This window comes from Pseudomonas sp. TCU-HL1, assembly GCF_001708505.1.
Classification (GTDB): Bacteria; Pseudomonadota; Gammaproteobacteria; order Pseudomonadales; family Pseudomonadaceae; genus Metapseudomonas.
Map to the genome: position 1 here is coordinate 1,698,822 of NZ_CP015992.1, position 18,155 is coordinate 1,716,976.

The window sequence follows — 18,155 nt, forward strand, 5'->3', positions numbered from 1 at the left end:
AGTTCTGCCTTGAAGTTGGTTGCAGAAACTTCTTTGCCCGCAAACTTTCATGAGAGTCCACTTATGTCCACGCATACAACAACAGATAAGAAGACTTCGGGTCCTGGTTTCAAACAGGATATGCAGACGCGCCACATTGTGATGCTGGCGCTGGGAGGGGTGATCGGTACCGGCCTGTTCCTGACCTCCGGCTATACCGTCAACCAGGCCGGCCCGCTGGGGTCGGTCATCGCCTACATCATCGGCGCGATCATGGTTTACATGGTGATGATGTGCCTGGGCGAACTGGCCGTGCAGATGCCGGAAACCGGCTCCTTCAGCAGCTACGCCTCACGCTACCTGGGCCCCGGTACCGGTTACACGGTGGCCTGGCTCTACTGGCTGATCTGGGCGGTGGCCATCGGCTCGGAGTTCACCGCGGCCGGCATCCTCATGGTGCGCTGGTTCCCTGATACCCCGGTATGGATCTGGAGCGCGTTGTTCGCCATTACGGTGTTCGTCAGCAATGTGGTGTCGGTCCGGCTATTCGCCGAAACCGAGTTCTGGCTATCGCTGGTGAAGGTGGTGGCCGTCATCGCCTTCCTGGTGGTGGGCACCGGCGCCATCATTGGCGTGTTCGAGGTGCAGCAGGCCCACAGCATCGGCCTCGGCAACTTCACCCGTGAAGGATTGTTCCCGACCGGCTTCTGGTCGATCGCCATGACCCTGCTGGCGGTGTCGTTCGCCTTTTCCGGCACCGAGCTGATCGGTATCGCAGCCGGGGAAACCCGTGACCCGCAACGCAACGTGCCCAAGGCCATCCGTACCACCGTAGTGCGCTTGGCGTTGTTCTTCGTCGGCACCATCTTCGTCCTCGCGACCCTGCTGCCGCGCGAGCAGGCCGGCCTGGTGGAGAGTCCCTTCGTCACGGTGTTCGAGTTCATCGGCATCCCCTATGCCGCCGACATCATGAACTTCGTGATCATCAGCGCATTGTTGTCGGCCGCCAACTCGGGCCTGTATGCCGCTTCACGGATGCTCTGGACCCTGAGCGACCAGGGCCACATGCCCAAGCGCTTCGGCGAGCTGAGCCGCATGGGCACGCCGTTCAACGCGATTGTGGTGAGCATGGCAGGCAGCATCGCCTCGCTGCTGAGCGGCGTTTTTGCCCCGGATACCGTCTACCTCGCGCTGGTGTCGATTTCGGGCCTGGCCGTGGTGGTGGTGTGGATGAGCATTGCGGCGAGCCAGATCGCTTTCCGTCGCCATTACGTGGCCAATGGCGGCAAGGTCGAGGACCTCAAGTTCCGGGTGCGCGGCTATCCCTGGGTGCCGCTGGGCGCGTTGGCCAGTTGTGCGCTGGCTTGCATTGGGATTGCCTTTGATCCGGCCCAGCGAGTTGCGCTCTACTTCGGGTTGCCGTTCATTGCCTGGTGCTACTTCGTCTTCTGGATCACCCGCAAGGGCCGTGAGCGGCGCCTGGCTTCCCATGCCGCGCCGGTCCGCACGCCCGAGACGGCCTGAGGGGAGTTGCTTGAAACAGTCCGCCCGCAGCGATTCCCCGTAAATGACCGATGAGAGACCGCGCATGAACCAGAAAGCCCTGCCCCCGTTGAACTGGTTGCGAGCCTTCGAGGTATCAGCGCGGTACCTCAACTTCACCCACGCGGCGGAGGAGCTGCACCTGACCCAGGGCGCGGTGAGCCAGCAGATTCGCCAGCTGGAAAGTCACCTCGGGGTGGCGTTGTTCAAGCGCCTGCCAAGGGGCCTGGGCCTGACGGAGGAAGGGCAGTCCTACCTGCCGGTGGTTCAAGATGCAATCAGCCGCCTGGCAGTGGGCACCAGCGAGATCTTCGGCCAGCGCAAGCAGCGGCCGATCAAGGTGCGTGGCAGCCTGTCGTTCCTGCACTTCTGGCTGGCACCCAAGCTGGCCGATTTTCGTCGCACTCATCCTCATCTCGATATCCGTTACATCAGCAATCTCTGGGTCAAGGAGCTGGATGGCGAGGACGATGTGGAGATCCGCTGGGGCCACGGGCATTGGCCGGGGCTGGTGTCGCAGCGGCTGACCTGGGACACCCTGTTCCCGGTCTGTTCGCCGCAGCTGATGACCGATTCGCCGCTAAACGAACCTCGCGACGTCGCCTGTCACCCGCTGCTGCACGTGCTCGGCTACGAAGAGGGCTGGGGCTACTGGCTGAAGCGGGTCGGGGCCGACGACGTCGATTTCTCCACCGGCCTGCAGTTCGACACCCTGGTCTCCACCCTGCGCCTCGCCGAACTGGGGCAGGGCATCGCCCTGGCGCGTTCGTCCATGGTTGAAGACCTGCTGCGCGAAGGTCGCCTGGTGGAGCCTTTCAACCGGCGCATCGAGGCCAGCGAGTCCTTCTACCTGGTCCACGGCACGGGGACGAAGCTGCATCCGGATGCCCTGGCCTTCGCCACCTGGCTGGTGGCCCAGGCCCATCGTTACAAGTAAGTGCCAGGAGAGATCATGCATTACGTAAGTACACGCAGCGCCGCAGTGCGGGCGGATTTCCGCAGCGTGGTCCTTTCCGGGCTCGCCACCGACGGCGGGCTCTTCGTGCCGGCCAGCCTGCCGGTGTTCGGTGCCCAGGAGATCGCCAACTGGTCCTGGCTGCCGTTCGACGAGCTGGCCTGGCGGATCATCAGTCCCTTCGTCGGTCCGGCCATTCCGGAGGAGGATCTCAAGCTGCTGCTCAAGGACTGCTACCGACCCTTCGCCCATCGTGCCATCGCGCCGCTGCGGCAGGTGGACCGTAACGAGTGGGTGCTGGAGCTGTTCCACGGGCCGACGCGCGCGTCCAAGGATTTCGCCGCCCAGCTGCATGCGCGCCTGGCGCGCTATTTCCTCGAGCGGGATGGCGGGCGGGCACTGGTGGTGGGCGCCAGCAATGGCGACACCGGGCTCGCAGCCATTGCGGCCTTCGGCGCCGGGGCAGGCTGTCGGGTGGTGGCGCTGTACCCGGAGGCCGGCGTGCCATGCGACCGCCTGCATGCGCTGCAATCCGCCAACCCCGGGCGGGTGCTGGCCTGCGCCGTGGCCGGCAGTTTCGACGACTGCCAGACCTTGGTCTCACGGTTGTTCCGTCACTGGCCGCTGGAAAAGATGGTGCCGATCAGCTTCAACTCCTCCAACTGGGTCGGCGTGCTGGCGCAAATCGTCTTCTACTTCCACGCCGCCCTGCAGCTCGGCGGCGGCCAGCGGCCCATCGGCTTCAGCATCCCGGCTGCGAGTTTCGCTGAGGTCTATGCCGGCTATATCGCGCAGAAGATGGGACTGCCGATCAACCAGATCATCATTTCCACCAACCGCAACGACGCGCTGCACCAGTTCATCCACAAGAACCGCTATTCCATCCGCGAGGCCAACCGCACCCTGTCACCGGCCATGGACTTTTCCATCTTCTCCAACCTGGAGCGTTTTGTCTGGGAGCTCTACGACCACGACGACCAGGCGGTGAAGGCGCTGATGGAGCACTTCGAGAACAGCGGAGAACTCAGCATCGCCAACCGCCAGTGGCTGCAGGCGCGCCTGCTGATCGACTCCTACGCGGTAGGCGACGAGCAGACGGTGGCGGAGATCACTGCGCTGTTCCGCGACACCGGCATCTCGATCGATCCGCACACCGCCACCGGCGTGCTCGCGGCGCGCCTGTATCGGCGCAGCATGGTGACGCCGATGGTGACCCTGGGGCAGATCGCCCCGGAAAAGTCGGCCGAACTGCTGGCCGGGCTGGGCGCCTGGAATGGGCCGCTGCCGCAGCGGCAAGCGCCCGCAGAACATCCGCGACAGCTGGCGCGTGGCGACCTCGATGGCCTGTGCCGGATGCTCGGTGAATGGTAGGGGGAGGGTGGCGATGAAGCGCATCCTCGATCCGCTGGACGAACGCATCCTGGCCGAGCTCACCGCCAACGCGCGCATCGCCCATGTGGAACTCGGCGACAAGGTCAACCTGTCGCGCAACGCCGTGCGCCAGCGCATCGAGCGGCTGGAACGCGACGGCGCCATCCAGGGCTACACACTGAAGACCGGCGATGGTCGCCGTCCAGCGTCGCTGATCAGCGCGGTAATATTCGTCTACCGCTATGACCGCATGCGCGGGGAAGAGGTGCTGCAAGCCTTGCGCAGCATCCCGGAAATCGTCCAGTGCGAAGTCATGAGCGGTGAATTCGACCTCATGCTGCGGGTCGACGCGGCGACGCCGGAGCGCGTGCATCTGGTGTGGAAGGAGATTTCCGCCATGCCCGGTGTTTCCAACACGGTCACCTCCTTCGTACTCTCCTCTGTGATCTGAACTGGGGAACATCCTCGCTCGACGCCGCCCGGACCTGGTCCGGGCGGCGTTTTTTAGGCTATGTCTGCGTTAAGTGTTGCTAGAAAGTCCTGAGCCCAGCTGCTTGCCGAGTTCTGCGGATGTTTCTGGTTTCGCCTTCCCAGGCGCCTCCCTTTGGCAAACGACCCAAAGGAAGCAAAGGTCTTGCCCCTGCATCCGGCCCCGGCTTCGCCGGGGTGCCCTCCCTTCATCGTTGCGCCGGGGGCCCGGCGAGAGGGGCCATCCATGGCCCCACACGCCTCTCGCGGCATCCATGCCGCTCGTCCCCCTCTGCAACGATGCCGCTCGGCCTCCTGAAGGGGCGCAGTCGCTGCCCCACCGCTTCTGCCCGGTTTCAGGCCCGCGTGGGCTTCAGGATGTTTTATGCCTCGCCGGCGCGAGTCACCCCTCGCCCGCCTGCGGGAGAGGGGCCGGGGGAGAGGGTTGTGCCAGTGGGCACGGAGGCCTGGAAGCCTGGTGCTAGATGGCTCCATTCAACGCTGCAACAGCTAACGCAGACATAGCCTTTTTTATGCCCGCAGGAAGGTCACCGCAGGGTGGGTTGGTGCTGGTCAAAATGACCAATAAATACAGCGGATTGCCATATTCAACTGCCAACGCCCGGCTCTTAGGCTGGAACCCATCAAGCAACTGCCTGTATGGGAGGCAACCCGATGTCCGAATACAAGATTGCCCTGGTTGGTTTCGGCGGCGTGAACCGCGGCCTGGCCCAACTGATCGCCGAGCGCAACGCGGCCTGGCAGGCCGACCTGGGCTTCAGCCTGAAGATCGTCGGCGTGACCGACCTGTTCCTGGGCTCCATCATGAACCGCGACGGCCTGGACGCTGCGCAACTGGCCGCCTTGCCGGTCGCCAAGGGGGCATTCGCAGGACTGCCGGGCGGCACCGCCGAGGCGTTCAACGAGACGATCATCAAGCAGTCCGGTGCCGACATCATTGCCGAGGCCACCTTCACCAATCCGGTGGACGGTGAGCCGGCGGCCACTTTCTGCCGCTGGGCACTGGAGAGTGGCAAGCATGTGGTCACCACCAACAAGGGCCCGATCGCGTTGCACGGCGCCGAACTCAAGGCCCTGGCCGAGCGCAATGGCGTGGCCTTCGAGTACGAAGGCTCGGTGATGAGCGGTACCCCGGTCATCCGCATGGCGTGCCAGACCCTGCCGGGCGCTGTGATCAGCGGCTTCGAAGGCATCCTCAACGGCACCTCCAACTACGTGCTGACCCGCATGGAGGAAGGCCTGAGCTTCGCCGATGCGGTGCGCCAGGCGCAGGAGCTGGGCTACGCCGAGGCCGACCCGACCGCTGACGTCGAAGGTTTCGATGTGCGCCTGAAGGTGGTGATCCTCGCCAACGAACTGCTCGACGCCCGCTTGCAGGTGAGCGATGTGCGTTGCAGCGGCATCAGTGGCCTGGGTGCCGCCGACCTCGAACAGGCTCGCCAGGCCGGCGCCCGCTGGAAGCTGATCGGCTCCGCCCAGCGCCAGGCCGACGGCTCGGTCAGCGCCAGCGTCGAAGCCCGCCGCTTGGACAACGGCCACCCGCTGGCCGGCATCTCCGGCGCCACCAACGCGGTGTCCTTCAACACCGAATTGCTGGGGGCGGTGACGGTCTCCGGACCGGGCGCCGGGCGCATCGAGACGGCCTTCGCACTGCTCTCCGACATCGTCGCCATCCACACCGCGCGTGCGCAGCGCTGAGCCTGGGAGAACACTCATGACCGCATCTCGTCTGGCCCTCGCCAAGGCCGTGGAAAACCCTCTGATCGATGTATTCAACCCCTTCGACGGTAGCCAGGTGGGCAGCGTGCCCTGCCTCGGCGTCGCCGACGTCCCCGGTCTGCTGGAGCAGGCCCGGGAGGGGGTGCGGACCTGTGCCGCGCTGCCGCGTCATCGCCGTGCGCGCATCCTCGAAGACGCCGCGCGCCTGATCGAGCGGGACGCCGTCGCCTTCGCCGGCCTGATCGTCGCCGAGGCGGGCAAGACCTTGCGCCAGGCCGAGAAGGAGGTGAAGCGCTGCATCAACACCCTCAAGCTGTCGGCCGAAGAGGCCAGGCGCAATGCCGGCGAGGTGGTGCCGTTCGAGTCCTACGAGGGCTCCGAATCCCGCCAGGGCTGGTTCACCCGCGAGCCGCTGGGGCTGATCGTGGCGATCACCCCTTACAACGACCCGCTGAACCTGGTGGCGCACAAGCTCGGCCCGGCCATCGCCGGTGGCAACGCGGTGTTGCTCAAGCCCTCGGAGTTGGCGCCCCTGTCGGCGTGCAAGCTGGTGGATTGCCTGCGCGAAGCCGGCATGCCGGAGTCCGTCGTGACCATCGCCACCGGCGGTGCGGAGCTGGGCAAGGCGCTCACCGCTGCCCGTGAGGTGCGGATGATCTCCTTCACGGGCGGCTTCGTCACCGGCGAGAGCATCGCCCGCAACGCCGGCCTCAAGAAGCTGGCGATGGACCTGGGCGGTAACGCGCCAGTGCTGGTACTTGAGGATTGCGAGCTGGAGGCCACGGTCGAATCCTGCGTGTCCGGCGCCTTCTGGGCAGCGGGGCAGAACTGCATCGGCACGCAGCGCATCCTCGTGCAGGCGTCGATCTACGAAGCCTTCCGTGAGCGCTTCGTGGCGTTGAGCCAGGCGTTGGTGGCGGGTGACCCGAGCCGCCGCGAGACTGACGTGGGGCCGATGATCACCGAACAGGCCGCACGCAACGCCGAGCAGGTGGTGACGGAGGCTCTGGACGAGGGCGCACGCCTGCTCTGCGGCCACCGTCGCCAGGGCGCCCTGTATGCACCGACCGTGCTGGAACGGGTGAACCATGACAGCCGCCTGTGGCGCCACGAGGTGTTCGCTCCGGTGGTGGTGCTGGAGCCGTTCGACAGCCTGGATGAGGCCGTGGCCCTGGCCAACGAACCCGAATACAGCTTGCATGCCGGCATCTTCACCGCTGACCTCAAGCGCGCCCTGGGCGCTGCGAAGCGCATCGAGGCCGGCGGAGTGATGATCAACGACTCCTCCGACTACCGCTTCGACGCCATGCCGTTCGGCGGCTTCAAGTACGGCAGCCTGGGCCGCGAAGGCGTGCGCTTCGCCTACGAGGACATGACGCAACCGAAGGTGGTGTGCATCAACGATTTGAACTGAACCGTCGGGCGACGTCCGTTCACGGTCGTCCTTTGCATCGGGCGGGTCCGCTCGCCGCGCCGTCCGGTGCGTTTTTTCAGTCTGCAAGGAGATGGGTACGCAATGATTGCGCGCTTTGACGAGGGACAACGCATGTCCCTGGCAGTGGCCTACGGTCCCTTTTTTGAAACCGCCGGGATCGTTGCCGATGATCCGGCGCTGGATGTCGCCGGGCAGGCACGCCAGGCTCTGGCTGCGATCGACGGGCTGATGGCCCACGCGGGAATCACGCGCAACGATCTGACCCGGGTACAGATCTGGATAGCCGACTACGCGCTCTTCGACGCGGTCAACGCGGTGTACGACGCCTGGGTCGAAGGATTCCGCAAACCGGTACGTGCCTGTGTCGAAAGTGACCTGGGCGGATACCTGATCGAGATCCAGGTGTTCGGCTTCCGCCCGGCTGATGCGTTGGGGTGAAGCCGGGTCGTTGATTCACGGCTCCGCAAACGGCAGCGGTGTATCCGTTCCGCGCCGCACCTGGAACACATTCAGGGTCATCGCCACCAGCGCGTAGTAACCGAACACACCCACCAACTCCACCACCGCAGGCTCGCCGAAGGCGGCGATGGCCTTGGCGTAGAGGGCGTCGTCGATACGACGGGTGCTGTAGAGCGATTGGCCCAGGCGGTAGACCAGGCGTTCGTCGTCTCGCTCGAACGCGGGCTCGCGGCCCTGGCGCAGGGCGTCGATCACCGCATCGCTGAGGCCGGCCTGGCGGGCTATGGGTTCGTGGATCTGCCATTCCGCCTGGGACTGCCACCAGGACGCGGTGACGAGGATCGCCAGCTCGGTCAGTCGCAGTTCCAGGCCCGTGCCGTAGCGGCAGAAAGCGCCCAGGCGCTGGGCGTGGTCGGCCAGTTCGGGGCTGTGGATCCAGGCCAGGAACGGGCCGTCCAGGTTGCCGCGTGGGCCGCTGAGGATCTCCTTCAACACGGCACGCTGGGCGTCGCTCATCTGCGCTTCATCCAGGGCGGTCAGTCTCGATTCGATCTTCATCGGAGCTACCTCAAACCTCGGCCAAAGCGCTGCGCAGGGCGGTATCGAGCTTGTCCACCAGTTCATCCAGGTGCGCCTCTTCGAGGATGAAGGGCGGCGCCAGGAGGATGTGGTCGCCACGGCGGCCGTCAAGGGTGCCGCCCATGGGGTAGCACATCAGGCCCTGGGCCATGGCGGCCTTCTTCACCTTGGCGTGGAGTTTCAACGTCGGGTCGAAGGGCGCCTTGCTGGCGCGCTCTTGCACCAGTTCCAGGCCCTGGAACAGGCCGCGACCGCGAATGTCACCCACATGCGGATGGGTAGCGAAGCGCGCTTGCAGCCGGCTTTGCAGCGCCGAGCCCAGTTCGCGCACCCGGGGCAGCAACTGGCGTTCTTCGATGGCGTTCTGCACGGCCAGGGCGGCTGCGCAGGCAGTGGCGTGGCCGATGTAGGTGTGACCGTGCTGGAAGAAGCCCGAACCCTGGCGGATGGCGTCGACGATGCGGCCACTCACCAGGGTCGCCCCTATGGGCTGATAGCCGGCGCCCAGGCCTTTGGCGACGGTGATCAGGTCGGCGCTGATGCCTTCCTGCTCAGCGGCGAAGAGGCTGCCGGTACGGCCCATGCCGCACATCACTTCGTCGAGGATCAGCAGCACGCCGTGGCGGTCGCAGACTTCGCGCACCCGCTTGAAGTAGCCGGGCACAGCTGGCACCGCGCCGAGGGTGGCGCCTACCACCGGCTCGGCGATGAAGGCCATGACGTTCTCGGCGCCGAGGTTGAGGATTTCCGCTTCCAGCTCCGCCGCCAGGCGAATGCCGAGGGCCTCCGGTGTCTCGTTGGCGCGCTGCTCGCGGTAGGCGTAGCAGGGGCTGACGTGGCTGACGTCGATCAGCAACGGCTGGAACTGTTGGCGGCGCCAGGCATTGCCGCCGGCCGCCAGCGCGCCGAGGGTGTTGCCGTGGTAACTCTGGCGGCGGGCGATCACATGACGGCGCTTGGGCTGGCCGACTTCCACGAAGTACTGGCGCGCGAGCTTGAGCGCGGCTTCCACCGCCTCCGAGCCGCCGGAGACGAAGTACACCGACTCCAGGCCTTCGGGCGCACGCTCGATAAGGAAGTCCGCCAGCGCCTCCATGGGTTCGCTGGTGAAGAAGGACGTGTGCGCATAGGCGAGCGTGCCGACCTGCTTGCGGATCGCTTCGATCACGGCTGCGTCGCTGTGACCCAGGCAGGACACCGCCGCGCCGCCGCTGGCGTCCAGGTAGCGCTTGCCCTGGCTATCGATCAGGTAGGGACCGTCGCCCTGGACGGCGGTCGGGTAGCTCTGGGTGAGGCTGCGGTGGAATACGTGGCTCATGATGCCCTCCGGTGCATTTTGGCAAAGAATACGTGCAAAAATTGGTTATGCAATGATTTTTTGCCAATCCGGTGAAGACGAAATTCGCCCGGTATAATCGAATTAAACTCTATGAGTGCCGGTTTATCTGGGTTTGTTGGTATTTATGAAGGCAATGCGGTGTTGAGGTTTTTTGCAAATTGATATTGCATTGCTGAAAAATGCATGTTTATCTTGCTCGAAAGCAGGGTGGCCGTGCAGCGAGTCGCTGACACAGTGGCCTAGCAGCTAACAACAACAAACCAGCGGGTGCGCCTTCCTCGGGCCCTCGCTGAACCTTGACTGCCAGAAACGCCCGAAGCCTTACCGGCCACGGCCAGTTCGTCCACGACCGAGAGGAAGCACGCACATGAAGCACCTGCTCAAAGCAGCCCTGGCTGCGCTCGCCATCGCCGCAACCACCCACGCCAACGCCACCGACAAGGAACTGCTGGTCGCCACCGACACCGCATTCGTGCCCTTCGAGTTCAAGCAGGGCAATGAATACGTGGGCTTCGATATCGACCTCTGGGCGGCCATCGCCAAGGAGCTGGGCTGGAAGTACACGCTCAAGCCCATGGACTTCAACGGCATCATCCCCGCGCTGCAGACCCGCAACGTGGATCTGGCCCTGGCCGGCATCACCATCAAGGAAGAGCGCAAGCAGGCCATCGACTTCTCCGACGGCTACTACGACAGCGGCTTCCTGCTGATGGTCCGCAGTGACAACGACAGCATCAAGGGCGAGGCGGACGTCGCCGGCAAGACCCTGGCGGTGAAGAGCGGCACCTCGTCCGCCGACTACGCCAAGGCCAACCTCAAGACCAGCGACCTGCGCCAGTTCCCCAACATCGACAACGCCTACCTGGAGCTGCGCACCGGCCGCGTCGATGCCGCGATGCACGACACCCCCAACGTCCTCTACTACATCAAGACCGCCGGCGAAGGGCAGGTCAAAGCCGTTGGCCAGCAGATGATGGCGCAGCAGTACGGCATCGGCTTCCCCAAGGGCAGCGAGCTGCGCGAGCCGGTCAACGGCGCCTTGAAGACGCTGCGCGAGAACGGCACCTATGCCGAGATCTACCGCAAGTGGTTCGGCACCGACCCGCAGTAATTCCGTCCCGGAATTGAAGTAGGAGCAGAGCAATGATTTTCCAATGGGATGCCATCTGGAGCGCGCTGCCCGTGTTGCTGGAGGGTGCCAAGCTCACCCTCTGGATTTCCATCCTCGGGCTACTGGGTGGGGTGGTCATTGGCCTGGTCGCGGGCTTTGCCCGCGCCTATGGCGGATTCCTCAGCAACCGGCTGGCGCTGGTCTTCATCGAACTGATCCGCGGCACCCCGATCATGGTGCAGGTGATGTTCATCTATTTCGCCTTGCCGCTGATGGTGCCAGTGCGCATCGATCCCTTCGGCGCGGCGGTGGTCACCATCATGATCAACTCCGGCGCGTACATCGCCGAGATCACCCGTGGCGCGGTGCTGTCGATCAACCGAGGGTTCCGTGAAGCGGGGCTGGCCCTTGGTCTGTCGGGCCGCGACACCCTGCGCTACGTGATCGCACCGCTGGCCTTCCGGCGCATGATTCCCGCGCTGGGCAACCAGTGGATCGTCAGCATCAAGGATACGTCGCTGTTCATCGTCATCGGCGTGGCCGAGCTGACCCGCCAGGGCCAGGAAGTGATCGCCGGTAACTTCCGCGCGATGGAAATCTGGACTGCGGTGGCGGTCATCTACCTCATCATCACCCTGGCCCTGAGCTACACGCTGCGCCGCATCGAAGGGAGACTGAAGATTCTATGATCGAGTTCAAGGGCGTCTCCAAGCACTTTGGCAGTACCCAGGTGCTCCACGACATCAATCTGAAGATCGGCAGTGGCGAAGTGGTGGTCATCATCGGACCGTCCGGTTCCGGCAAGTCGACCCTGCTGCGTTGCATCAACAAGCTGGAAGTCATCAGCGGCGGGCAGCTGTTCGTCGATGGCTTCGAAGTCAACGACCCCAAGGTGGAGGAGCGGCTGATCCGCCAGGAGGCCGGCATGGTCTTCCAGCAGTTCCACCTGTTCCCGCAGATGACCGCGCTGGAGAACGTGGCGTTCGGCCCCATCCGTGTGCGCGGTGCGAAGAAGGCCGACGCCGAGGCCCTGGCCCGTGAGCTGTTGGCCAAGGTTGGCCTGGCCGAGCGCGCCGGGCACTATCCGTCAGAGCTTTCCGGTGGCCAGCAACAGCGCGTGGCCATTGCCCGTGCGCTGGCGGTGAAGCCCAAGCTGATGCTGTTCGACGAGCCCACCTCGGCACTCGACCCGGAGCTGCGTCATGAAGTCCTGGGCGTGATGAAGAACCTGGCGGAGGAGGGCATGACCATGGTCATCGTCACCCACGAAGTGGACTTCGCGCGCAAGGTGGCCAGCCGCCTGATCTTCATCGACAAGGGGCGCATCGCCGAAGACGGCGACCCGGCGGCCCTTATCAGTAACCCGCCGAGCCCGCGTTTGCGCGAGTTCCTGCAACACGTTTCCTGAACAGGTAGAGCGTTATGGCATTCACTCACCTTCAGCTTGGCGGCAGCGCCTACGACATCGGTTTTGGCCTGGGCCGGTTCGGCCACGAGGCGGTGCACCAACACCTGCGTCCGCTGGCGCTGTGGCAGCAACTGGCGAGGCTGGCTGGCACCGAAGCCGCACGCAGCATGCGAGCCGCCGTGGAAAGGCGCTTCCCGCGCTATTGGCAGGAACTCGAAGGCCTGGCGGCGGGACTGGATCTGCCGCTGGATGAAGTCTTCCTGTGGAACTGCCGTGGCGACTTCGTCCAGCGGCAGAGCGTCGATGGCTGCACCACGGTGTTGGGGCCCACCGCCAGCGGCACCCTGATCGCCCACAACGAGGACGGCCTGCCGCAACTGCGCGGACATTGCGCGCTGGTCAGCGTTACCCCGGACGAGGGTCTGGAGTTCACCTCGTTCATCTATCCCGGCTCCATTCCCGGTCATACCTTTGCGGTGAACGAGAGTGGGCTGGTGGTGACGGTGAATAACATCCGCCCTCGCGCCATTCCGACTGGCCTGCCCCGGCAGGTTCTGGGGCGTGCCAGCCTGGATGCGGCGAGCCTCGACGAGGCTGTGGATATCCTGGCAAGCGAAGGCCGCGCTGGTGCCTTCCACCATGCCCTGGGGCAGGTGGGCAGCGGCCGATTGGTCAGCTTCGAGGGGACTTCCGAAGGGGCTTCCGTGGTCGAGCTGGAGCGGCCATTCGGCCACTCCAACCACCTGGTCCACCCGACGCTGGAGCGCGTTGCCCAGCGCATTACCGGCAGCTCCGGCAACCGCCAGCACTGTGTGGACGGACTTCTCGGCGGCCTCGGGGAACAATTGGACAGCAGCCAGGCGCTGGCCATCCTGCGCGATACCTCGGGCGGCGAGCTGCCGGTGTATCGCTGTGCGCCCGACGACCCGGATGACGAGAACACCCTGGCCACGGCGCTGTTCCTGATTGGCAGGGATGCGGTGGACTGGGCGGTGTTCACCGAGGCGGATACACGCGTTCCGACCCTTTCCGGGCGGGTAGTGCCCTGACGAGGAGGCGCCCATCGCGGCCGGGTCAAAGGCCCGCTACTATGGGCGCCTGCCACCGGGGCGCGTCCCGGAAAACCTTCAGATGGATGCTGTCATGGCAAATCCCCCAGATACCCTCGCGGGCCTGAAACTGCTGCTCGAAGCCATCGAGCGGCGCGAGGCCGACATTTCACTCGGTAGCAGCTCGCGCCGCGTGCTCACCGCGTTGATCGAGGCGCCGCAGCGCGCGGCAGTGTCGTCCATCAGCGAGCTGGCCGAGCAGTTGGGGGTGAACCCGTCGACCTTCTCGCGCCTGGCGCAGAAGCTCGGCTATGGCGGCTTCAGCAAGTTCCAGGACGTGTTTCGCCGCGAGGTCACCGAGGGCCGCACCTTCTACAGTGACCAGGCTTCGCGCTTGCTGGCGCCGAGCAATGGCAGCAATGACAGCATCGGCCAGCTCACCCGCCTCGGGCGCCAGGAAAGCGCCAACATGGCGAGCATGATCGAACAGGTGGATTGCGCCGATTTCGACGCCACCGTGGAGCTGCTGACCAGCGCCCGGCGCGTACGTATCCACGGCATGCGCCAGTTCAATTCGCTGGCACTGTTCATGGCTTATGCACTGGGCATGTTGCGCCCGGACGTGGCACCGCTGGACGCCGCCCGGCAAGGTGTAGCCGATGCCCTGGCGCAGCTGGACGAAGGCGACGTGCTGGTGGTGGCGAGCTGCTTCCCCTACACCCCGAGCGTGCTGGCCACGGCGGAAGTGGCGGCCCGGCACGGCATCAAGGTCGTCGCGCTGACCGACTCCAGCAGCTCGCCCCTGGCCAAGATCGCCCGCTACAGCTTCTACGTCCCCAACCAGAGCCTGTTCTTCAGCAACAGCATGTGCGCCTTCATGCTGCTGGCCGAAGGCATCCTCAGCGCCGTGGCCAGCCGCCTGGGCGAAGCCTCGGTCGCGGCGCTCAAGCACCGGGAAGCGCTGATCACCGAGCTCAACGCCTCGCTCTGAGCCCGGGCGAAGAGAAGTAGGGTGCGCCATGCGCACCGAGGCGATGCTTACGAGACTGAGTCTGTCTCTCGGTGCGCGCGGCGCACCCTACGGTTCTGTACTGCGGCGCAACCGCTTACTTGAACAGTGCCGCGTTGGCCGCCAGGACTTCGTCAGCGCACTGGGCGTCCAGGTGGCCGCCCGGGGCGCCGGCTACGCCGATGGCGCCGACGACGGCATCACCCGCCTTGACCGGAACACCGCCGCCCAGCAGCAGGAAGCCGGGAATGTCGGTCAGGTTGGCGGCGCCCGGGTTCTTCTGGGCGTTCTCCATGATAGCCAGGGTCGGGTTCTTGGCGGACGCGGCGGTGAAGGCCTTGGCGCGGCTGGCTTCGATGGTGTGGGGGCCGGCGTTGTCGGCGCGGGCGAAGGCTTTCAGCAGGCCGGCGCGGTCCACCACTGAGGCGCTGACGTTGTAGCCCTTGGCCTGGCAGGCTGCGACGGTGGCGGTCGCCAGCTTCTGGGCGTCTTCGCTGGAGATGTTGCTTTCCTTCAGCACGGCGGCCTGGGCAGCACTCGCGAAGGTCAGGGAGCAGAGGAGGGCGGCGAGGGAGATGCGGGGCATGGCTGGGTCCTTTCATGGGTCGACTTTAGGAGCTGCCAGTGTGTCCGGAACGTGCCGGCCGGAGTATTCGCCCGACTACGGGACGGCCTCCGTAGTGCTACGGAGGTGGCGAGTCGAGCAGGCCCGCGTACTGGCGAATGAGCTGCGCCAGCGAGTCGGCTTCGAGCTTGGCGAAGACGTTGGCCCGATAGGTTTCCACAGTGCGCGGCGACAGCTCGAACTCGCGCGCGATTTCCTTGTTGCCCATGCCCTGGACGATGCGCTCCAGCACATCCCGCTCGCGCCCGGAGAGGCGGGCCAGCCGCTCGACGGAGGCTTGGGTCACGGCCTGGCGCTCGCGGCTGGCAATATGGCTGCGCACGGCGGCCTGAACCGCATCGAGGAAGATGTCGTCGTCCACCGGTTTCTGCAGGAATTCCATGGCGCCGCCCTTGAAGGCCCGGCGGCAGAGGTCGACGTTGGCGTGGCCGGTGAGCATGACCACCGGCAGATCGCACACTTCCGCCAGCCGCGTCAGCACGTCCAGACCGCCGATCCCTGGCATGCGGATATCCAGCACCACGCAGCCGATGGACTGTGGTGACAGCGAGTCGAGGAAGGCTTGGGGATCGCCGAAGCCTTCGCTGCGCAGTCCGACGCTGCGCAGCAATAGCGCCAGGGCGTCGCGAACGGCATCGTCGTCGTCAACCAGATATACGAGCGGGGAGTGTGCGGGGAGGCTCAAGCGTCGGCTCCGGCGTGGGGCAGGCGCAGCGTGAAGCAGGCGCCCTGGGGTTCGAGGTTGCGAACGCTGATGTGGCCGTCCATGGCGCCGGCCAGGGTTTCGCACAGCGTCAGGCCCAGCCCCATGCCTTGCGGCTGCGTGGTGTAGAAGGGCTCGAACAGGCGCGGCAGCGCATCGGCGGGAATGCCCGGGCCGTCGTCCCTGACGCTGAATTCATAGCCGCTGTTCTCGACGCCGCCACAGAGGACGATGTTGCGGGTGCCCGGCGCGTCGGCGGCGTTCTGCACCAGGTTGTGCAGGATCTGTTCAAGGGCTACCCGGTCACCCTGTGGGCGGGCGCCCGGAGAGGCGTTGCGCCAGGTCAGGCGGATGCCACGCCGCGCCAGCTCCTGTTCGCGCAGGAACAGCAGCGAAGCCGCCAGCGCATCGGGATCAACCGCCCTGCGTGGCGAGGGCGAGCAGGGCTGTACCAGCTCGCGCATGCGCTGGATGATGTCGGCCGCGCGGCGTGCCTGGCCGGCGCTGGCGAGCAGGGCCTGGCGCACCGCCGGACGCTCCTCTTCGTCATCCAGCAGGCGTTCGGCGGCACGCACCTGGGCGAGGATGGCGGTCAGGGGCTGGTTCAGTTCGTGGGCGATGCCGGCCGCCATCTCGCCCAGGGTGCTCAGTCGCGTCATCGCTGCCAGACGGGCTTCTTCCTGCTGCCGCCTGGCGTCGGCGCGCGACAGCTGCCAAGCGCTCGTGCCGGCCACCAGCAGGCCACTGGCCACCAACCAGGTCAGCCATTCCAGCCACGGCCAGTCGCTGGGTGTAAGCCGTCGCCAGCTGTGCAGGGGAAAGGGTTGGCTGACCGCGCCCAAGGGTTTGTGCAGGTCGATCGACCAGCCCGGCGCGCTGGCGCTGGTTTGGCGTGCCAGCAGGGTCAGCGGGCCGGCGCCCACATCCAGCGTCAGCATGGCCAGCGAGGGGGGAAAGTCGCTGGCCGGTATGAGTTGCCGTGCATCCAGTAACAGGCTCCAGCTCGACGGCGCCACCAGCCAGTAGCGGGCCTCGTCCAGCGGCAGCGTGACGGGACGCTTCAGCTGGCGCGCCTGCTCGACTGTAGCGGTGAAGTTCGGCGGGGCGGCGAGGCTGCCCGTCCAGCTTCCGTCGCGCAGGAAACCCAGGCCCAGCAGTTGCGGCATGGAGGGTTGCAGGCTGGGGAGCAGGCGTTCGGGAATGGGCGGGTGCGACAACGCGGCCAGGGTGGCCAGCACGGCTTCGTGCTGCACAGTCTTCTGGCTGAGCATGCGCTGGGCGATGCTGGTGTCCTGGAAGAAACGCTCATGGCGGTCGGCGTAGTCCTGCCAGCCGATCCAGGCGGCGACGGGGCAGAACAGCGCCAGCCAGAGCAGGAATGTGCGGGTATTCGTCAGGGGGTTCACGGTGGACATCATGCCTGGTTCGTGCGGATGACGGCCATCCGTAGGGCTACGGAGGAAACGTGTGATCCGATGCGCGGAGCAGGGGGCGGCCTGCGGTGAAACGTGGCCGGCGAGTCAATCGCACCTGGAGCGATCCGGCGGAACAGTGCCCGGAGCGGCATCAGGCGTCCGATCTGGACGGGGACTGATGCCAGCTTGGCGTACGGCCATGGCCGGTCTGAAAGATTTATGCGGATGGCGGGCTCAGAGCTTCCTGCCGCTACTGGCCACCGTCGGCTTCAACGCCCGCGCCACTTCCCCCTGGATCTTGTAGGCCGGCGCTTCCACCGCGTTGTAGTCACGGGTGTAGCGCCTGGCGAAATCCGCCACACCCCATTCCAGGTACTGCTTCACGTGGTGGAGCTCATGGGCCCAGAGCGCGACGTTGTTCTGCGCGTCGTCTTCGTTGCGGAAGACGATCACGTCCACCAGGGTCACGGCTTCCACGTCGGGGTTCTGCATCAGGGTATTGGCGGCGTTCATCTCGGTATCGACGCCCACCTTGTAGCGCGCCGTGTCCAGCACCTGCAGGTCGTAGTAGGGCTCCAGCTGTGCGCGGATATGCAGCGGAATGGGCTGCAGCTGGGTGGCGGGCATGTTGTTGCGCGACTGTACGATCCATTGCTGCAGGCTGGTGGACGCCATCTGGTTGACGCTTTCCAGCAGGGGTGCCATGTCCCCCTGGTTGCCCGGCGCGCAGAAGCAGGTCACCACGCAGACCTGCGATTGCCCGGCGGGGCAGGCGAGGGCGGTGGTAGAAACGAAGGACAGGGCCAGGATGGTCTGGCGAACCAAGGTGCGAGGGGATACAGCGAACAAGGGGCCTCCCGGAGGCGCTGACGGAGCGCGTCATTATGGACAGCGGCGGCGGGGATTGGTTGCGCGGGGCTCGCCCGGCCGTCGGCCCGGTGGCGATAGCCGCGTCGACTGCAAACCCA

General features: G+C 65.6%; 18 protein-coding genes. 12 read left to right on the forward strand and 6 right to left on the reverse strand.

The window, feature by feature from the left end:
* Positions 1 to 63 precede the first annotated feature (63 nt).
* The 7 genes from THL1_RS07875 to THL1_RS07905 all read left to right on the forward strand — a co-directional run bounded on the left by THL1_RS07875 (position 64) and on the right by THL1_RS07905 (position 7,928).
* Complete coding sequence (locus THL1_RS07875) at positions 64 to 1,503, forward strand: amino acid permease (RefSeq protein WP_069082740.1); 1,440 nt, start codon at positions 64 to 66, stop codon at positions 1,501 to 1,503.
* 64 nt (positions 1,504 to 1,567) lie between these two features.
* Positions 1,568 to 2,458, forward strand: a complete 891-nt coding sequence (locus tag THL1_RS07880; protein ID WP_069082741.1) for a LysR substrate-binding domain-containing protein — start codon at positions 1,568 to 1,570, stop codon at positions 2,456 to 2,458.
* A 15-nt stretch (positions 2,459 to 2,473) separates the two neighbouring features.
* Complete coding sequence (thrC, locus tag THL1_RS07885) at positions 2,474 to 3,847, forward strand: threonine synthase (RefSeq protein WP_069082742.1); 1,374 nt, start codon at positions 2,474 to 2,476, stop codon at positions 3,845 to 3,847.
* Positions 3,848 to 3,860: 13 nt separating this feature from the next.
* Positions 3,861 to 4,298: an Lrp/AsnC family transcriptional regulator gene (locus THL1_RS07890; RefSeq protein ID WP_069082743.1), complete on the forward strand. Its 438-nt coding sequence runs from the start codon at positions 3,861 to 3,863 to the stop codon at positions 4,296 to 4,298.
* 692 nt (positions 4,299 to 4,990) lie between these two features.
* Positions 4,991 to 6,034, forward strand: a complete 1,044-nt coding sequence (locus tag THL1_RS07895) for a homoserine dehydrogenase (RefSeq protein WP_069082744.1) — start codon at positions 4,991 to 4,993, stop codon at positions 6,032 to 6,034.
* Between the two features lie 16 nt (positions 6,035 to 6,050).
* Positions 6,051 to 7,469: an aldehyde dehydrogenase family protein gene (locus THL1_RS07900; RefSeq protein ID WP_069082745.1), complete on the forward strand. Its 1,419-nt coding sequence runs from the start codon at positions 6,051 to 6,053 to the stop codon at positions 7,467 to 7,469.
* Positions 7,470 to 7,571: 102 nt separating this feature from the next.
* On the forward strand, positions 7,572 to 7,928 hold the full coding sequence (locus THL1_RS07905; RefSeq protein WP_069082746.1) for a RidA family protein: 357 nt from the start codon (positions 7,572 to 7,574) through the stop codon (positions 7,926 to 7,928).
* Between the two features lie 15 nt (positions 7,929 to 7,943).
* Here the strand turns inward: THL1_RS07905 and THL1_RS07910 are convergent, their stop codons facing one another.
* Both THL1_RS07910 and THL1_RS07915 read right to left on the reverse strand, forming a co-directional pair.
* Positions 7,944 to 8,507, reverse strand: coding sequence for a carboxymuconolactone decarboxylase family protein (locus THL1_RS07910; RefSeq protein WP_069082747.1), 564 nt, complete (start codon positions 8,505 to 8,507; stop codon positions 7,944 to 7,946).
* 10 nt (positions 8,508 to 8,517) lie between these two features.
* Positions 8,518 to 9,846: an aspartate aminotransferase family protein gene (locus THL1_RS07915; protein WP_069082748.1), complete on the reverse strand. Its 1,329-nt coding sequence runs from the start codon at positions 9,844 to 9,846 to the stop codon at positions 8,518 to 8,520.
* 388 nt (positions 9,847 to 10,234) lie between these two features.
* Between THL1_RS07915 and glnH the strand changes: the two genes are divergently transcribed.
* The 5 genes from glnH (at position 10,235) to THL1_RS07940 (ending at position 14,426) form a co-directional block, all read left to right on the forward strand.
* Positions 10,235 to 10,978 (forward strand): glutamine ABC transporter substrate-binding protein GlnH, encoded by a 744-nt coding sequence (gene glnH / locus THL1_RS07920; RefSeq protein ID WP_069082749.1) that lies wholly within the window; start codon positions 10,235 to 10,237, stop codon positions 10,976 to 10,978.
* Positions 10,979 to 11,010: 32 nt separating this feature from the next.
* Positions 11,011 to 11,667 carry a glutamine ABC transporter permease GlnP gene (glnP, locus tag THL1_RS07925; protein WP_069082750.1) on the forward strand — a complete coding sequence of 219 codons (657 nt, stop codon included), beginning with the start codon at positions 11,011 to 11,013 and terminating at the stop codon, positions 11,665 to 11,667.
* A complete protein-coding gene (gene glnQ / locus THL1_RS07930) occupies positions 11,664 to 12,386 on the forward strand; it encodes a glutamine ABC transporter ATP-binding protein GlnQ (RefSeq protein ID WP_069082751.1) in 723 nt (240 codons plus the stop codon). The genes glnP and glnQ overlap by 4 nt, the downstream gene beginning before the upstream one ends.
* A gap of 14 nt (positions 12,387 to 12,400) precedes the next feature.
* Complete coding sequence (locus THL1_RS07935; RefSeq protein WP_069082752.1) at positions 12,401 to 13,435, forward strand: C45 family autoproteolytic acyltransferase/hydolase; 1,035 nt, start codon at positions 12,401 to 12,403, stop codon at positions 13,433 to 13,435.
* Positions 13,436 to 13,529: 94 nt separating this feature from the next.
* The gene (locus THL1_RS07940; RefSeq protein WP_145928274.1) at positions 13,530 to 14,426 is read left to right on the forward strand and encodes a MurR/RpiR family transcriptional regulator; all 897 of its coding nucleotides are present in this window, start codon (positions 13,530 to 13,532) and stop codon (positions 14,424 to 14,426) included.
* A gap of 115 nt (positions 14,427 to 14,541) precedes the next feature.
* Here THL1_RS07940 and THL1_RS07945 read toward each other — a convergent pair whose 3' ends face one another.
* From THL1_RS07945 to THL1_RS07960, 4 genes are all read right to left on the reverse strand, one after another.
* Positions 14,542 to 15,030 carry a GlcG/HbpS family heme-binding protein gene (locus THL1_RS07945; RefSeq protein WP_069082754.1) on the reverse strand — a complete coding sequence of 163 codons (489 nt, stop codon included), beginning with the start codon at positions 15,028 to 15,030 and terminating at the stop codon, positions 14,542 to 14,544.
* A gap of 97 nt (positions 15,031 to 15,127) precedes the next feature.
* Positions 15,128 to 15,754 (reverse strand): response regulator transcription factor, encoded by a 627-nt coding sequence (locus THL1_RS07950; protein ID WP_069082755.1) that lies wholly within the window; start codon positions 15,752 to 15,754, stop codon positions 15,128 to 15,130.
* Complete coding sequence (locus tag THL1_RS07955) at positions 15,751 to 17,190, reverse strand: sensor histidine kinase (protein WP_237234776.1); 1,440 nt, start codon at positions 17,188 to 17,190, stop codon at positions 15,751 to 15,753. The genes THL1_RS07950 and THL1_RS07955 overlap by 4 nt, the downstream gene beginning before the upstream one ends.
* A gap of 231 nt (positions 17,191 to 17,421) precedes the next feature.
* Positions 17,422 to 18,036, reverse strand: a complete 615-nt coding sequence (locus THL1_RS07960; RefSeq protein ID WP_069082756.1) for a DUF4157 domain-containing protein — start codon at positions 18,034 to 18,036, stop codon at positions 17,422 to 17,424.
* Positions 18,037 to 18,155: the final 119 nt, after the last annotated feature.

Excerpts from the sequence above, each read along its gene's own strand:
- THL1_RS07940 (WP_145928274.1), top strand. The coding sequence starts at position 13,530 with ATGGCAAATCCCCCAGATACCCTCGCGGGCCTGAAACTGCTGCTCGAA.
- THL1_RS07880 (WP_069082741.1), top strand. The coding sequence starts at position 1,568 with ATGAACCAGAAAGCCCTGCCCCCGTTGAACTGGTTGCGAGCCTTCGAG.
- THL1_RS07915 (WP_069082748.1), bottom strand. The coding sequence starts at position 9,846 with ATGAGCCACGTATTCCACCGCAGCCTCACCCAGAGCTACCCGACCGCC.
- glnH (WP_069082749.1), top strand. The coding sequence starts at position 10,235 with ATGAAGCACCTGCTCAAAGCAGCCCTGGCTGCGCTCGCCATCGCCGCA.
- THL1_RS07945 (WP_069082754.1), bottom strand. The coding sequence starts at position 15,030 with ATGCCCCGCATCTCCCTCGCCGCCCTCCTCTGCTCCCTGACCTTCGCG.
- thrC (WP_069082742.1), top strand. The coding sequence starts at position 2,474 with ATGCATTACGTAAGTACACGCAGCGCCGCAGTGCGGGCGGATTTCCGC.
- THL1_RS07955 (WP_237234776.1), bottom strand. The coding sequence starts at position 17,190 with ATGATGTCCACCGTGAACCCCCTGACGAATACCCGCACATTCCTGCTC.
- THL1_RS07935 (WP_069082752.1), top strand. The coding sequence starts at position 12,401 with ATGGCATTCACTCACCTTCAGCTTGGCGGCAGCGCCTACGACATCGGT.
- glnQ (WP_069082751.1), top strand. The coding sequence starts at position 11,664 with ATGATCGAGTTCAAGGGCGTCTCCAAGCACTTTGGCAGTACCCAGGTG.
- THL1_RS07900 (WP_069082745.1), top strand. The coding sequence starts at position 6,051 with ATGACCGCATCTCGTCTGGCCCTCGCCAAGGCCGTGGAAAACCCTCTG.
- THL1_RS07905 (WP_069082746.1), top strand. The coding sequence starts at position 7,572 with ATGATTGCGCGCTTTGACGAGGGACAACGCATGTCCCTGGCAGTGGCC.
- glnP (WP_069082750.1), top strand. The coding sequence starts at position 11,011 with ATGATTTTCCAATGGGATGCCATCTGGAGCGCGCTGCCCGTGTTGCTG.
- THL1_RS07890 (WP_069082743.1), top strand. The coding sequence starts at position 3,861 with ATGAAGCGCATCCTCGATCCGCTGGACGAACGCATCCTGGCCGAGCTC.
- THL1_RS07910 (WP_069082747.1), bottom strand. The coding sequence starts at position 8,507 with ATGAAGATCGAATCGAGACTGACCGCCCTGGATGAAGCGCAGATGAGC.
- THL1_RS07895 (WP_069082744.1), top strand. The coding sequence starts at position 4,991 with ATGTCCGAATACAAGATTGCCCTGGTTGGTTTCGGCGGCGTGAACCGC.
- THL1_RS07875 (WP_069082740.1), top strand. The coding sequence starts at position 64 with ATGTCCACGCATACAACAACAGATAAGAAGACTTCGGGTCCTGGTTTC.